This window comes from Actinacidiphila yanglinensis, assembly GCF_900107965.1.
In the GTDB taxonomy this organism is placed as follows: domain Bacteria; phylum Actinomycetota; class Actinomycetes; order Streptomycetales; family Streptomycetaceae; genus Actinacidiphila; species Actinacidiphila yanglinensis.
Map to the genome: position 1 here is coordinate 156,097 of NZ_FNVU01000016.1, position 14,419 is coordinate 170,515.

General features: G+C 68.7%; 12 protein-coding genes and 1 pseudogene. 2 read left to right on the forward strand and 11 right to left on the reverse strand.

The window, feature by feature from the left end; translation table 11 throughout:
* Positions 1 to 256: 256 nt before the first annotated feature.
* The 11 genes and pseudogenes from C4U44_RS29460 to C4U44_RS29520 form a co-directional block, all read right to left on the reverse strand.
* Complete coding sequence (locus tag C4U44_RS29460; RefSeq protein WP_103889086.1) at positions 257 to 571, reverse strand: MazG-like family protein; 315 nt, start codon at positions 569 to 571, stop codon at positions 257 to 259.
* Positions 568 to 1,152, reverse strand: a complete 585-nt coding sequence (locus C4U44_RS29465; RefSeq protein ID WP_103889087.1) for a dTMP kinase — start codon at positions 1,150 to 1,152, stop codon at positions 568 to 570. The genes C4U44_RS29460 and C4U44_RS29465 overlap by 4 nt, the downstream gene beginning before the upstream one ends.
* Positions 1,133 to 1,611 (reverse strand): annotated as a pseudogene (locus C4U44_RS29470) (NUDIX domain-containing protein). The gene C4U44_RS29465 and the pseudogene C4U44_RS29470 overlap by 20 nt, the downstream one beginning before the upstream one ends.
* Before the next feature lie 592 nt (positions 1,612 to 2,203).
* Positions 2,204 to 2,773 carry a DUF6907 domain-containing protein gene (locus C4U44_RS29480; protein WP_103889089.1) on the reverse strand — a complete coding sequence of 190 codons (570 nt, stop codon included), beginning with the start codon at positions 2,771 to 2,773 and terminating at the stop codon, positions 2,204 to 2,206.
* A gap of 559 nt (positions 2,774 to 3,332) precedes the next feature.
* Entirely contained in the window at positions 3,333 to 4,418 is a 1,086-nt protein-coding gene (locus tag C4U44_RS29485) for a thiopeptide-type bacteriocin biosynthesis protein (protein WP_103889090.1), read from the reverse strand.
* On the reverse strand, positions 4,400 to 5,629 hold the full coding sequence (locus C4U44_RS29490) for a lanthionine synthetase C family protein (RefSeq protein ID WP_103889091.1): 1,230 nt from the start codon (positions 5,627 to 5,629) through the stop codon (positions 4,400 to 4,402). Before C4U44_RS29490 ends, C4U44_RS29485 begins: the two co-directional genes overlap by 19 nt.
* Positions 5,626 to 8,628 carry a lantibiotic dehydratase gene (locus tag C4U44_RS29495; RefSeq protein WP_322973696.1) on the reverse strand — a complete coding sequence of 1,001 codons (3,003 nt, stop codon included), beginning with the start codon at positions 8,626 to 8,628 and terminating at the stop codon, positions 5,626 to 5,628. The genes C4U44_RS29490 and C4U44_RS29495 overlap by 4 nt, the downstream gene beginning before the upstream one ends.
* A gap of 136 nt (positions 8,629 to 8,764) precedes the next feature.
* A complete protein-coding gene (locus tag C4U44_RS29500; protein WP_103889093.1) occupies positions 8,765 to 8,956 on the reverse strand; it encodes an FxLD family lanthipeptide in 192 nt (63 codons plus the stop codon).
* 50 nt (positions 8,957 to 9,006) lie between these two features.
* Positions 9,007 to 10,239, reverse strand: coding sequence for a methyltransferase, FxLD system (fxlM, locus tag C4U44_RS29505; RefSeq protein ID WP_103889094.1), 1,233 nt, complete (start codon positions 10,237 to 10,239; stop codon positions 9,007 to 9,009).
* Between the two features lie 309 nt (positions 10,240 to 10,548).
* Positions 10,549 to 11,040, reverse strand: coding sequence for an ATP-binding protein (locus C4U44_RS29510; protein ID WP_235032444.1), 492 nt, complete (start codon positions 11,038 to 11,040; stop codon positions 10,549 to 10,551).
* 483 nt (positions 11,041 to 11,523) lie between these two features.
* The gene (locus tag C4U44_RS29520) at positions 11,524 to 12,750 is read right to left on the reverse strand and encodes a helix-turn-helix domain-containing protein (RefSeq protein ID WP_103889096.1); all 1,227 of its coding nucleotides are present in this window, start codon (positions 12,748 to 12,750) and stop codon (positions 11,524 to 11,526) included.
* Positions 12,751 to 12,912: 162 nt separating this feature from the next.
* Here C4U44_RS29520 and C4U44_RS29525 point away from each other — a divergent pair, with 162 nt between their 5' ends.
* Positions 12,913 to 13,533, forward strand: a complete 621-nt coding sequence (locus tag C4U44_RS29525) for an HAD-IA family hydrolase (protein WP_322973697.1) — start codon at positions 12,913 to 12,915, stop codon at positions 13,531 to 13,533.
* A gap of 258 nt (positions 13,534 to 13,791) precedes the next feature.
* The gene (locus tag C4U44_RS29530; protein ID WP_160145141.1) at positions 13,792 to 14,331 is read left to right on the forward strand and encodes a GNAT family N-acetyltransferase; all 540 of its coding nucleotides are present in this window, start codon (positions 13,792 to 13,794) and stop codon (positions 14,329 to 14,331) included.
* Positions 14,332 to 14,419 lie beyond the last annotated feature (88 nt).

Below are 14,419 nucleotides of genomic sequence, written 5' to 3' on the forward strand. Positions count from 1 at the left end.
CCGGCACCCCGTGTCACCCCGTTTCCCGAATCCCGGACTCTCCAGACAGACCTGCGGCCGGGAACTGTCGTCCGCCACCGCGCCCGATCCGAATGCCCGAACAGGCTCGCGCTTCCAGCGATCACCGACAAGGGAAGATCCCGAATGGCCGAATCCACTCCTCACCAGCGCGAACTGCCCACATCTCCCGTACATTCCCTACCGGAGAGCCGCCGACGAACGTCCGCAGTCAGGTTCGGTAGAGCGAACGTGCCGGTTAGGCCAGTGACCGCTCGGCGATGATCGACAGTCGCTCGTCGAACTTCTTTCCGGCATCGGGGGTGAGCGTTGCCAGCAGGACCATGCCGCTGAGGATCACGTCGCACACCTCGGACTCGACGTCGTCCCAGGTGTGGCTGGCGCCCTTGCGCGGGTTGGTGCCCATCGCGCCCATGACCGCTTCGGCGACTTCCCCCAGTTCCTCTTGCAGCTTGAGGATCCGCATCAGCCGTGCGGTCTCGGGCGCGACGCCGTCCTTGTCGTCGAGCCACTGCTTGAGCTGATCGACCGTGGTCCAAGTGCTGTCGTTCACTGCGGGGTTGCTCCTTGCGTCGGTAGTTGCTGCGGGACCTTAGCGGTCCCGCCGATCCGGCCGGCGATCGACACGGCGACGTCTTGCGGGGATGCGGTGCCGGTGTCGACGGAGAGGACGGGAACATCCAGGCCGCCGAGGATGGAGACGGCCTCCGTGTACAGGGCGGTCTCCCGGGCGGGGAAGCTCGGATCGCGGTTGAAGCGGTGCGTTGCACCGCGCTGGTCGATGCGGGCGGCGATGGCGCGGGGATCGACGGTGAACACCACCGCAAGGTCAGGCATGCATATCCCGGCGTTGAGGTCCAGGAGGTACTGCTGCGACACCCCGTCGAGGCGCTGCACGACGAGCGTCGAGGCCACGTACCGGTCGCACACCACGGTGACGCCGGCCTCCAGGCGCGGCAGGATCTCGGCTGCGAAATGGTGGTGCCTGTCGGCAACGACGAGGCACGCCAGCGTCGCCCCGCCGTATTCGTCGGCGTACTCACGGATGAACCGGCCCAACCGCGAGCGGGACGGCTCAGTCGTCGCATGGACCTGCTCCCCGTGTCCCAGGCTCCTACGCCTCTGGCCATCCAATCAGGGAGACAGACACTCCGTCCTCGAGATAGTTATGAAGGGCGCTGGTGTTGACGAATTCGTCGGGGACGGCATCAGCGTCGGCCCAACGGAGTTCGTGGTCCTCAGGTTCCCCCGTCCATTCGTGGGTGGCGAAGACGTCCGTGAGGAATCCATTGGGGGCTTCGACACTCCAGGCCCGTGGATGATGTGGGCAACTTTGAGGGATTCGGGCTTCACGGTGAGGCCGGTCTCCTCGTACAGCTCGCGGACTGCCGTCTCCGTGATGGGCTCATCCGGTTCGCTCTTGCCTACAGGAAGGTCCCACAGACCCTGGGCGAACTTAGCGTTCCAGCTGCGCTGGAAAAGGACGAAGCGATCGGCGGCCTTGTCGTGGACAATGACGCCCGCGATCAGCAGGGCCATCGATTCGGGCGCCAGCTTGAGGGCTGGGGAGCGGTCATCGGTCTGTTGGGCCACGGTGTTCCCTTCGTCGAGCGGATTGGTCGGGCATGGTAGGCGAGGGCCTCGCGAGCGCGGCGGGCGAGATCGGCAATGCCGGGGACGCGGCGGCACTGGTAGACCGCGAGGGCGTCGAGCATCGCGTCATCCTCGCGATTCAGGACGCTGATCCGTGCCAGATCGCGAGTCCGAGACCGCCCCGACGCACCCCGAGTCTCGCTCTCGCCTACTGTGCCGACGAAAAGCGCTCCCCCGGCTCACGCGTGCTTGAAACGGCGGGTTGCTCCGATCGCTCTCCGCGCGTTATCGGTGTCGAAGGAGTTGCCCCGTCGAGCGGTTCGACGATTTGACCGATTCGGCGTCAATCGACACGTTGGAGGTCGTGGAGTGAGAGTGAAAATGCTGCCCAGTCCTCGAACTGCCGTGCTCGCGGGGCGACGGAGCGGGTGAGAGGGGCGGCCTCGCGACTCTCTGGTGCGGCGTGACGTTCAGGGAGCGGGAGGCTGACTGGCGAAGGCGAGGCCAATCACCAGGCCGCAGCCGAGGGCCAGCGCCACGAGGACGGCGATCCCGGTCCAACCGACGATGAGCGCGATCTTCCAGTGGCGGATCACTGTGCATCGACCGTTCGTGTGGTCCTGGCGCAGCCCAGGGCAGCGGTATCGGTGGTGGGGCGGTCTTCGCGAGTGGGATGTCCGGCGGTCAGGGGAGTGCGACTGTCTGCGCGGTCTGCAGATTTGGGCGAGTCTGGGGTGTCGATGGTGTGGGGGGATGGCCAGTCCGCGCGGGCTTGGACGAGCGCCGGGAGCACTTTGTTCTGGAGGAGGTCGGCTTGGGTGCGGAGTTGTGTGGCGATGCGGCTGAGGTCGTCGGGGTCGAGATCGGTGAGCCAGGTCTCGTCGGCGAGTTGGATCGTCGCCACGGGGATGCGAGGTTCGGGTTCGGGCGCGTAGGGGGTGCAGACGATGCTGGTGTGCAGGATCTCCGCCGGAACAGGCTGATCGTCACGGTGGGTGGGGCTGTATGCGAGGACGGTCTGGCCTGGGAACTCCCGTGCGTGGGTGATGTCGGCCAGGTAGGTGCTCAACTGGTGGGGAAGCAGGTCGCGTTCACTGGGGTCGCTGGTGGCCCAGGGGGGCAGGTAGCCGCTCTCGCTGTGGCCGTCGGTGGTGGTGACCATCCACTCCGGTACGGACGCGGGCGACGGTAGATCAGCGATGGGGGCTGACGCGGGGAGATCGCCTGGGGTGGCCTGTGCGGCGGGGCTCATGGTGCGGGGTTCCTGTTCGTGACGTGGTTGTCGTGGTGGGGTGAGGGCGGTATGGGCAGGGGGAATGTCGGGGTGGGGCGTGGTGGTGTGGCGAGGTTCCAGCTGTGTGCGCCGGGGTGGCCGCTGAATTCGGAGCAGGCGTGGTCGCCGTTTGTTGCGGGGCAGTCGGGGAGCACGATGGCGTTGTGGGCTTCGATGCCGTCGCGCCAGAGCGTCCAGATGGTGCCGGCGTGCGTGCCACGCAGGTTCAGGACGGCGCCGTAGTGAATGGGTCCTCGGTGGTCGATGGTGCACACGAGGGTGTCGAAGACATCCTCGGCGCTGTAGGTGTGCGCGTCTTCGGTCCGGGCCAGATCCAGTGCGGTGGCTGTGAGGGCGGAGGATACGAGTGCTCGTCGTCCGCAGATGAACCGGACGCCTCGTGCAGGGGAGCTGGCGCGGGGAAGACGTGGCTGGAGGTTCCGGTGTGTCATTCGCGCCCCGCCTGTGGGTTGATGCGCGTCGGAGAATCGCGTCTAGTGCCGTCTCCGATCGGGGTGTCTGGGCGCCCGGTTGTGTCTGTGCCCGGTTCGAGTGCGGTGGGGTGGAGGATGGCGGTGCGGGCTGCCCAGGCGAGTGCGCTCTGGGCGCGGAGGGAGAGGCCGAGGCGGTTCCAGTGGAAGATCACGTGGTAGCTGAGGACTTGGCGTAGGCCGCGGTCCAGGGTTCCTTGTTGAGCTGCGTCGGCGAGGGATTGTCCAGCGCGGCGGAAGGCCACGACCCACTCGGCGACCGGTTCCAGGGGGCCGGCCGGGCTCAGCAGGGAGTTGATGTCGGCCAGGAGTAGGGAGTGGATCTCGGCTGCTCTCGCGTCCAGGGTCTCGCGCGAGATGTCCGCGATGCTGGAGCGGTGCTCGGCGGTGATGACGTGGTGCCAGACGTCGCCTTGTTCGTACCATTCGAGGCCAGCCGCGCGCATCAAAGTGGTGCACAGCAGGATGGATAGCTCGCGCGGGCCGAGGGACAGATCCTTGCGGAGGGGCAGTTGCTGGATCTCGCGGCTGTCGGCGACGAAGAGGCGGTGTGCGGCCGCCATGCTGGTGGGGCCGCCGAAGGCTGCGGTCTCCGGTTCGTAGATGCCTGGCCACCAGCGGTGGAGGTGGCCTTCGGTGACGAGGCGGTCGAGGCCGTCTGCGATAGGGGTCGTGGTCTCGAACTGGTTGTGTCGGTTGAGGCGGAGTCGCCAGCAGGGGTGCTTGCGGGTGTACCACCAGCCGTTGGGGGTGCCGTCGGCGTCCGCTGCATGCAGGAGTGGCAGTACGTGGGAGGTGAAGGTGCGGTCGGCGTGCGCCCAGTCGGTGAAGTGGAGGTAGATGTGCCACCACTCATGCTGCGCGGCGTGGTCCGCGACAGCTTGGCGGCCTGCTTGTTGGAAGACCTGGAGGGCGTCGGAGAGGTTGGCCGGGTCGATGCGGGCTTCCGTGGCTGCTTGGGTGAGCGGGCGGCCGGAGAGTACGGCGAGTACGGCGCGTTCTGTCGTTTCCGGCTCGGGCTGGGTCAGTTGATCAGGAGGCATGCGTCCCATCCGGTGCTCGGGGGCTGCTGGGTGGCGAGGGTGGACAGGGCAAGGCCGGTGCCGGCAGCGCCGTTCAAGAACCCGGGCGCCGGTGTGGGGCCGAGCCGGGCGTAGTCAAGGAGCGCGGCCCCGAGGGTGGGGAGCAGGTCACGCAGGCGGGGGTCAAGGGCGTCGGCGGCGGCGCGGGTGGTGGTCTGGTAGATGCCCGCCCAGCCGTGGCAGAGTCCGGCGTCGGTGATGTGGGCGAGTTGGGCGGGGTCGCTCAGGGCGCGGTGGAGGGCGGCTTCGTAGAACGTCTGGAGTCCGGTGTCGCGCAGGGCGATGCCGGCGAGCTGTCCGGCGCGGGCGATGCCGGTGGTTCCGTAGCACCAGCTTGGTCGGGTGCCGTCGCCGCGGTAAGGGCGGCCGCGTTGGAGGTCGAGGCGGGAGAGGTGTTCGGGCCACCATTGGCCGGTCGCGGTGTCCTGGCGCCAGGTGTCGAAGTGGTCGCAAATGGTCCAGATGGCGTCGCGGTGGCCGGGGACCTCAATGCCTCGACGCAATGCCTGGGCGAGTAGGAGGAGGGGGCCGGTGATGCCGTGGGCGGCGCCGAGGTTGCCGTGTCCGCCAGGGAAGTGCGGGGAGTGGCCTCGGCGCGGGTCGTGGCGGACCCACCAGCCGGGCAGGCCGCGACCGTCTGAGGCGAGTGGCCGGGTCAAAGCGACGAGGTAGCGGAGGATGCGGTCGAGGGCTCCGTCGTCGGGGCTCGTGCGCAGCAGGTACGCGCCGATACCGGTCAGGCCGTGGAAGATGTCGTACTCGGCGAAGGTGGCGAGGTCGCCGCAGTGGATGCGCGCCCAAGCAGCGTCGGTCCGGCGGTGGGCGAGCGCGACGATGTGGGAGTGGAGAGTTCGACGAGCCCATGTGTAGAGACGGGCGTACTCGGCCGGTGGAGTGCTGAGGAGGAACCCGGCGGCCGGCGCGCCCAGGAAGAGGCCGGCGGTGTCGGCGGCGGTGACCTGTCCGGAGACTGCGGCGCTGATCCAGTGGTGGGCGGACCGCCAGGGTTGGGCATGGCGGCGGGCGGCCTCGATGTGGAGCAGCGCTGTTCCGGCTGCCCCGTCGGCGAGGGACTGCAGGGTCCAGGGCTCGTCCGGGTGGGCAGGCGTGGGCTCGGCGAGATTGCGCACGGTGTGGAGGACCGTCTCGGCGGCGGTGGTGGTTGTGGTCATCGGACTGCCTTCTGCTGGCGCAGTGCCGCCGTGCGGGCGAGGCGAAGGGTGAGCGCTTCGGCTGTGGGGTCCACGCCCAGCGCCCGGACGTGGTGCTGGTGGAGCAGGGAACGTGCGGTCCGCAGTGGGTCGGTGTCGCCGAGGTGGAGTTGGTAGGCGTCGAGTGCGGCGGCGCGGGCCTGCCAGGCCCCGGTGACCGCGTCTCCTCCGGGCAGCAGGTCCAAGGGGCCTTGGCCGCTGGGGGCGGTGAGGTCGATGGTCTGGTCGCGTAGGCGAGGGTCCAGGCGTCCCGAGGCCTGCGGCAGCCGCTGGACGAGCCAGTCCCTGCCTTGCGCCGCTGAGGGGGCGAGGTGCTGGACAAAATCGAGGATGCTCGCGGCGGCGAGGGCCTGCGGAGTGAGGGTGTCGGTCTGGCCGGTGAAACGGATCTGAGCGAGGGCGGCCGCGGAGTCGGCGGCGAACACGCGGTGCGCAGCGTCCATCGCGTCTCCCGGCCCGAACCGGCCTGTCTGCGGACGATAGTCGGCCAGGGTCAGGCCGGCCGCGAGGCCGCTGCGGTGGAGGGAGCTCGCCCAGTCGTGGACGTGCTCGGCCGCTGCGGCGTAGGTGCCGGGGACGAGGTGGAGGACGAGGTCGAGGTACTGGTCGGTGTCCGGGCGGGCCGTCTCGCGGTGCCGGATGAACCACCACAGCGGCAGGCGATCTCCGAAATCCGCGAGCAGGGAAGGGAGGTGCTGCGTCAGGATCTCGTCGTGGCGGGCGGGGTGGGCGTGCAGCCGGGCGTACAGCACGCTGCCGGCCCCGGGAAGGTGAAGCTGCCCAGTTTCAGCGCTGAAAGCCCAGGTCGCCTCGCTTGCTTCGGCGTGTGGCGACGAGGCGGTGGTGCGGAGGCAGACCCAGACCTCGTGCGCACGGCCGAGCCAGCCGTATTCGCCGTCGCCGGGCGCCTCACGCAGCTCCAGACGCCCATTCTGGTCAAGCCGCGACCGCAGCAGGTACCGGTGCACGGGATGGGACAGGTCCACCGGGAGGCGCTGGTCGTGCTCGATCATGCTGACGATCTCCGGGACCAGCAGCCGGCCACGCCACGCCGCGAACGCCTGGTCCCAGGTGTCCTGGTCCACCGCGCGGCCGGGCAACTCGTCAGTGGTGAGCAGCCAGCGGGCGGGGGCGAGGATGGTGCGGCGGTAGCGCACCCGGGGCAGGTACGGCAGGCGGGCGGCGGCCCCGAAGTCGAACGGCGTGTACGCGGCGTACCGGGCGCTGGCGACTTCGGCGAGGAACCGGGCCAGTGCCGGGGTCTGGGTGGCGGCTTCGAGGGCGTGAAGGACGCGCACGTCCAGGCGGTGACCGGTGGAGCACTGGATGAGGTGGAAGTGCCGGGCATCGGCGGTGACGGCGATGTCGTCGAGCCTGATCACCCTGTCGCCGGCGTCGAAGCTCTCGCCTACGCCGATGACGTCGGACAGCAGCCGGGGCGTGCGGGTCACGTTCTCGTTGCGGCGTTTGCGGGGCGGGAAGCTGAGTTGAGCGGTGATCGCGCCGGGGTCGATGCGGTAGCCGCTGGCCAGAGCCTCTTGCTCGTCGGTTGCCAGGAGGTGGGCGAACCGGCCGGCCATGCTGCTGCCGGGCCGGGGGGCGGCGGTGAGCACGATCTCGAAGGCGCCGCGTGCCAGGTCCGAGGTAGACGGTGCGTGGACCTCGAAGGCGGTCTCGACCCGCGGTACGAAGTGGGGCTCGGTACCTGCGGCTTCCGCCAGGACGTCGATCACCTGGTCGGTGAGGACGAGTTCGCTGCTGCCCTCCATCAGTAGGGGTTGCAGGAGCGCGAGCAGGGTTTCGTCCCGGTCAGTGAGGAGTTTGGGCGGTCGGCCGCGTTCCGATCCGAGGTACCCGGCCGGGAGGCCGAGCCCGCTGTCGGAGACCAACTCCAGGACGGGCACGCGGGCCCCGACGCCATAGCGGGCGCGGAAGCGACGGTGGTAGTCGCGCCAGTGCTGGTAACCGTAGGGCTGAGACGTGGTCCGGTACAGCGCGGTGACGGCTGCCTGCACCTCGGCCAGGACGGCGGCGGGGATCTGTACGTCGCTGTCGAGGGCGGTGTCGATGACCAGCGGTGTCGGGGTGGCCTGGGACAGGGCGCGCATTCTCGGGGTGACGCGGTCCGGCGACGTGGCGGCGATGTCGTCGCGTATTTCGTACAGCTCGGCCACCAGGTCGTGGAGGTCGGGGATGTCGTCGGCGGACAGCCGTTCCAGCTCGGCGCACAAGTGACTGAAGGCGTCGGTGGTGGTCATCGGCGCCCACAGGCTGGTGAGGAGGAGCTGCTGGCCGATCATGTCCCGCAGGAGCCGGTCGATCTGATCGGTGCCGGCCTCAGGGAAGAGGGTGTGCAGGTGCCGGTGCAGGGCGTCGTAGACGATGGGGTGGCGTGCGGCCTCGATCGCGGCGGCCACCGGGCGGGCGTGGCGGACGGACACTTCGAGCGGGGCCATGAATCGGGCGTAGGCATCGGCCGGTGGTCCCATGGAAACCAGCCGGTCGCCACGCTGGCGGGCCATGTTGTTGGCCACGAGAGGTAAGCGCTTCAACAGCTCCGGGTCGGCGTGGAGACGCCCGATGATGTCGGTGATCCATTCGGCGTCCGCACGGATCACCAGCCGGTGCTTGTCACCCCACTGGGCGTGGGCCGAAACTCCGACGGCCATGGTGCTGATGCCGGCGAACAGGCCGTGAGGGGTGGCACGACTGTGCCACCGCAGCAGGTAGGAGATCGTGGACAGGGCGGCTCGCCGGACCCTGCGGGGCTGGACCTGGCGCCCGTCCACCACGGCAACAACAGCCTCGCAGAGCGCGTGAGTGGCCACAGGCAGGGCCGCGGAGAACTCCGGCAGCTGCCAGATGCGGCGCATCCAGGCACGGGTGGCCGCGACATCGTCCAGGTTGAGCGTGGAGGGCAGGTCCACGGGGCCGGGGCAGGTGGTCGCCCGCAAGATCACGGGGCCCTTCCATCGGTAACTGACGGCCGACTTGCAGGTCATAGGGCAATCCCTTCTGTTACGGGCACGGGTGGGCTGGTGGGCCGGGCCGGAGATTGCCGGTCCCGACCCACCGGGCGAACGAGATACCTAAGGATCAGGCGGGGTCTTCCACGAACGAGTTGCACGCCGAGGCGCCGTTGGAGCAGGTGCTGCCGCAGCCGTCACCGGTGGAGCACATGAGCTTGCCGTGCGGGTGCGCGGCAACGACGACCCTCACGTCGAGCGGTGCGAAGTCGTCGTCCAGGGACGTCGGTTCGGTGATCGGGGACAAGGTGGCGCTGGTCATGGTGGTGCCCTTCCTTCCGTTGCGGATGGTGCGGAAATCCTGGTCCGCGCCTACTGCCGCGCGGGCCAGGAGAGGGAGATCCGGCTGTGGACCTTGTCGATGACGCGGTCACCGGGGACCTGTTCGTCGGGGGTGCCGGCCGGATAGACCCGGATGACCGGGCCGGGGCCGCCGCGGTGCTGGCCGGACCAGTCGCGCAGGTGCCCGGCGATGGTCTCGGCGAACGCGGCGGCGTCGGGTCCGAGCGCGTGCACGCCGAACTCGACGTGCTGGTTGTCCTCGGTGCGGCGGGTGGTGAGGTACGCGAACGTGCGGCCTTGGTCGTCGACGGCGGCCAGGGCGAAGCCCTTGTTGGCCGGGGCGACGATGCCGGAGTCGAGGTCGGGGTCGAGGGCCATGATGCAAAAGCCGGGGAGGGTGATGGCCAGGTGCATCTGGAGGGTGTTCATCAGCTCACGGATGCCGATGGTCACCCCGGTCCACCTCTCGAACCGCGGGAAGGTGGCGGCGTTGTCCAGCAGGCTGGGATCGGGGGGCAGCCCGTCATCGAACCGCAGTCCGATCTCGGGGGTGCCGTTGACCAGCAGCAGTTCCTCGTTGTGGGCGGTGGAGCCCTGCATCGGAACAAAACCGCAGATCTGCGCGGACTCGCTTTCCAGGTGGTCGCCGACACGGGTGAAGGCCACCGACCGGGTCAGGCCGCGCATCCGCAGTGGCACCACCATGCGACCGCCGGGCTCGAGCTGGTCGATCCACGCCGGCGGAATGTCCCAGGCGCCGACGGTTACCAGCACGACATCAACCGTCCCCAGCCCGGGGATGGGCTCGGCGGCGTCGGCCGTGACGACGGTGACCTGGCCGTAGCCGTGCTCGTCCAGCAGTCGGCGAGCCCGGTCGGTGACAACCGGGTCGATGTCCACCGTGGTGACCTGGCCATCAGCACCGACCAATCCGGCGAGGTAAGCGGCGTTCAGCCCGCCCGACCCGATCTCCAAGACCCGCATCCCCGCACCGACCTGGGCCTGCTCCAGCATCAGGGCCTGGATCTGCGGCGCGGACACGGAGCTGAGCTGCACCCCGTGCTCGTCGGTCTTGGTGATCACCGCGGCGTACGGCTCGTACGCCTTCTCCAGACTCGCCTCGGGGGCGAACTCGTGACGCGGAACCGCGCGCATCACGGTCTCGACCCCGGGAGAAGCGATCCACCCCTCCGAGCGCAGGGTGTCGACGACAGCGTTCCGCAGCCGGGTGGCCTCATCAGGTTCGACGGTCATGTTGGTCATCAAGAGTGCTTCCTTCGCTCGTACCTACTACTCGGAGTGCTCGACAGAAAGCGGACAGTGCCGCTATCCCGGGAGGCTATCGACGGAGGTTCGTCGTTCTCGGGGCGTGGAATGAGTAAATGGATGACGGTTACGCCGCCGCGCCGCCCTTTGACCATGACGAAAGCGACGAGTTGGTCCAGCAATTTGCTGACGACCCACCCCAGGTGCCGCAGGTACGCACGGCGCGAGGACGGTTGGCGTCGCGATGCGGCGCCGTGCGGCCAGGCCACATGGACTCCTGCTGCCGAGGGTTGGTGGTCTGAGCGGTCATCGGGATGCCCCCGCAAGGCTCAGCGTGCACCAGGTCGTCGTGCCGTCGGGGCTGACAGCCCAGTCGTCGGCGAGAGCTGCGACGAGGAAGAGGCCACGGCCGGTCTCGCTGGAGCTCCCCGCCACTTCCAGCCTCGGTCGGCGGTCGGAGCCATCGTTCACCGCAAGCAACAGTCCCTGGAGGGTGATGACGAGGCGGAATTCGACCTCGGCGCCCCGGCCGTACCGAAGGGCGTTTGTGACGAGTTCACTGACCAAGAGCTTGGCGTCGTCCATGAGCGGCGTCAGCCCACAAACGCGCAGCTTGGCCGCACTGATGCGGCGAAGGTGTCCCACCCACTGGCACTCGGGGACCCCTTCGAGGGCGCCGTTCGCCGCAGCGCCGCTCGAGATCCTCACCGCGAAGTCGTCGCAGATCGGCTCGCTCACTTCGGGGACCGCGGCGGTGGGGGTGATGCTGGTCTTCGGGGAGTGCGCTACCCGGGTCACGAGGCCGGCTCCTCTCCTTGGGCACGGAGGAGGCGCGGCGCCTTCAAGGCCGGAGCTCCTCGCGCGGCGCGGACAGCCGCGCTGGCCGGGTGGAAGCCTGCGGCGGCCAAGAGGAGATCCCTGCGTCGTTCGGAGTTGGCGGCGGTCCGCCACGGCCCGGTCATGACGCGGTCTCCTGGCTGCTGTCAGGGTGCAGGAGAGCCATCAGCTCGGCGCACAGCGCATCGGCGTCCTCAGCGGTGAGGATTAGCACGGTGGCGGTGGCGAAGAGGCGCCTTCCGATGCGGCGGAGACGGACCGGGATGGCCACGCGCCCGGCACGGGTGAGCGCCGGGACGCCGGGGGCGCGTTCGACGCGCCAGGCTCGTAACATCCCAGTTAGCGGTAGGTGACGTTCTGTCATGTCACCCACCGTAGAGAAGCGCTCGCCGTCCGACCCTGAGGAAAAATCAGGGCTGACCGTCAGTCAGGGCGTGCCGATCTCTAAGCGGTCATGCCGATGTGCTGGGCCACCTCGCGCAGATCCTGCCGCCACATGGGCTTTTCCCGCTTGAGCAGGTCGGCGACCGCCTCCCGGACCAGCGGCGAAAAACCTACTTCTTCCGGGGACTGGCTGGTGATCCGCTTAAGCATGTAGACGGTGGCGAAGTCGTCACGCTGGATGCGGTTGCAGTTCATGACCTCGATCAGGTAACGGGTGCGCCGCTCAAGTGGCAGCTCGGGGTTGTCCTCCACGCCGTCGGCCACCCGCAGCGCCTCCACCGTGTCGCCTTCCTCAGCGCGCAGATGCACGGCGTGCATGGCCACGTTCGTTGGGCCGAAGCTGGTGTGCCAATCGTTCCGGTCCTGGCCCAGGCGCGCGGCCACCCGCGCGGCGCCGTGGTACAGGTCCCAGGCCACCGGGCCCTGGTGATCGCGTACGGCGGCCACTGCCGCCGACAGGTGGAGCGCCCCGTAAGCGGACAGGTACTCCGCCGAAGCGTCCTCGCCCGGCCTGCAACTCGCGATTGTCTCCCGCGCCAAGGCCACGCTGTCGGCTACATCCCCCGACGCGGTGAGCACGCACGCCAAGTTCCACGTGGCCGCTGCGAGCAGCGCAGGGTCTGCGATCTGTTCGGCCAGGGCCACGCCCCGGTCGGCGGCGACACGGGCTTGCATCGGCTCGCCGACTCGGCGCAGCCAGACCTGAGCCATGCCGTACACGGAGATCAACAGCCCGACCGCCTGCCGTTCCTGCTCCTCTCCGTCGGCGTCACGTACGGCCGCGTAACCCTGCCGAAGCAGATTCGGCAGCCGGCCACCGATGTCGGCGTAACGGTCCTTGGTCTGCGTCTCATACACGCGCCATGCGTCCTGGACGGCGGCCTGGTACTCCTCGACAGGCACTTCGCCGATCCCGGAGGACAGCAGCGACGATGGCAGTGACAGGACGCGGCGGATCGCGGGTACGCACTCGTGCTCGGTCTGCGGCCCCGAAACGGCGCCGGTCAGAACACCGCCGGTCAGATCGGTCAGGTCGCGGACGTTCAGCACCCGCGCGAGGTCGATCAGCACCGAGAGGCGGTCGATGGGCAGCACACCCTTCTCGACCTTGTACGCCCAGTTCTCCGACTTGCCGACGAGCTCGGCCATGGCCTTCTGCGACAGGCCCCGGCGCTCACGGTAGTACCGGATACGAGCACCGATACCGAAGTCCTGTTCGACGGACATGAACTGACGTCCTCTCGCCGATGCGGCAGTCGCTGCGACCCCCTCACCGCCAGGGTACGACCATGGCCGGGGAACGCGGGAGCATTCGACCAGCGACTACCATCCGTGCGAAAGGGTGCCCGCGCACCCGCTACGGGTGAGCCACTTCCCACGGAGCCAGCATTGACTTACCGCGGCCTGATCCTCGACTTCGGCGGCGTCCTCACCATCCGGATGCGGCTCAACGGCGAAGCCTTCGAGCGCAGCGAGGGCCTGGTACCAGGCGCCTACTTCCACGCGCTCAATGAGCACCCCGACGGGGTGGCCATCTACAAGGCGCTGGAGGTCGGCGAAGCCACGCAGGAGCAGTGGAACCAGGTCATTGGCGGCATCCTCGGGATTGACCCCACGGACTTGATGCGACGAGCCCTGGCAAACCTTCACCTGGAACCCAGCATGATCGACGCAGCGCGCCGCGCCCGCGCCGCGGGCATCAAGGTCGCCATGCTCTCCAACAGCTTCGGCGTGACCCCCTTCAACCCCTACGAGGCACTGGGGGTGTGGGACGGTAAATGGGACGCGATCGTGCTGTCCGAGCAGATCGGAGTCCGCAAACCCGACCCCAGCATCTACCTGCGCACCCTCGACCTGCTGCAACTACCAGGCGAGGACTGCGTGTTCGTCGACGACCACGCAGCGAACCTTCCCCCGGCCGAGGCACTGGGCATCCGCACGATCCACCACACCGACGCCGCAGCGACGTTGCGCCAACTCGAGGTCCTACTGGATCGACTCGCGGCGTAACTTCTAATGCGTTTGGCCCGCGACCGTCCCAGCTACGACGGATACGAAGTCCTTCGCCATTCAGGTGAGCTTGGCCCGCAATCTGCTGGCGACCGGCGAGGCAGATGCCGCCCTCAGCGCCGGAGAGTGCGCCCTCGACCTCGTCCCCCGCGTGGCCTCTCCACGGTGGGGACGCCACCTGGACACCTTCGTGCAGGATGTCCGGCAACTCGGAATCCCGCCCCCCGACTAGTTCGCCGAGCGATACCAGGTGACGCGATGACCCCCGGCAGTGTCCTCACGATCAGCCACTACCGCCCCCACCATGCCCCGGACATCCGCCGTCGCCTCCTGGACGTCTACGCCGAGGTCTACGCAGCCGAGGCCGCTGAGGACCCCTTCTTCTCTCTGCCGGCCTTCACCAGGCGCCTGGACCGTCACACCTCGCACCCCGGCTGGGCCTGCGTGATCGGCACTGTGGGCGCTGACACCGTGGGCTACGCCTACGGGCGCCCGGACTCGGAGTCCGATTGGGCAGACGTGACCGACACCATTGAGGACGTAGCCGCCTTCGCGGAAGGCACCTTCGGCCTCTGCGAAATCATGGTGCGCCAAGCCTGGCGCGGGACAGGGATTGCCCGCACCCTGCACGACGAGCTGATGAACGGACGCGCCGAAACGCGCGCCAGTCTCCTGGTCGAGGAAACCCACCCCCGCGTGCGCCAGACCTACCAGCGCTGGGGCTACCGAGTTGTCGGACACCTCCAGCCCGTGAGCGACGCGCCGCTATACCACGCGATGATCCTCAAGCTCCGCTGATAGACCTCTGAGCTCGAGTGTCCAGTGCCAGTGAACCTCGGCTTTTTACCAGCGGAGTTGCTGAGACCCGGCGACCTAAGGGGGAACC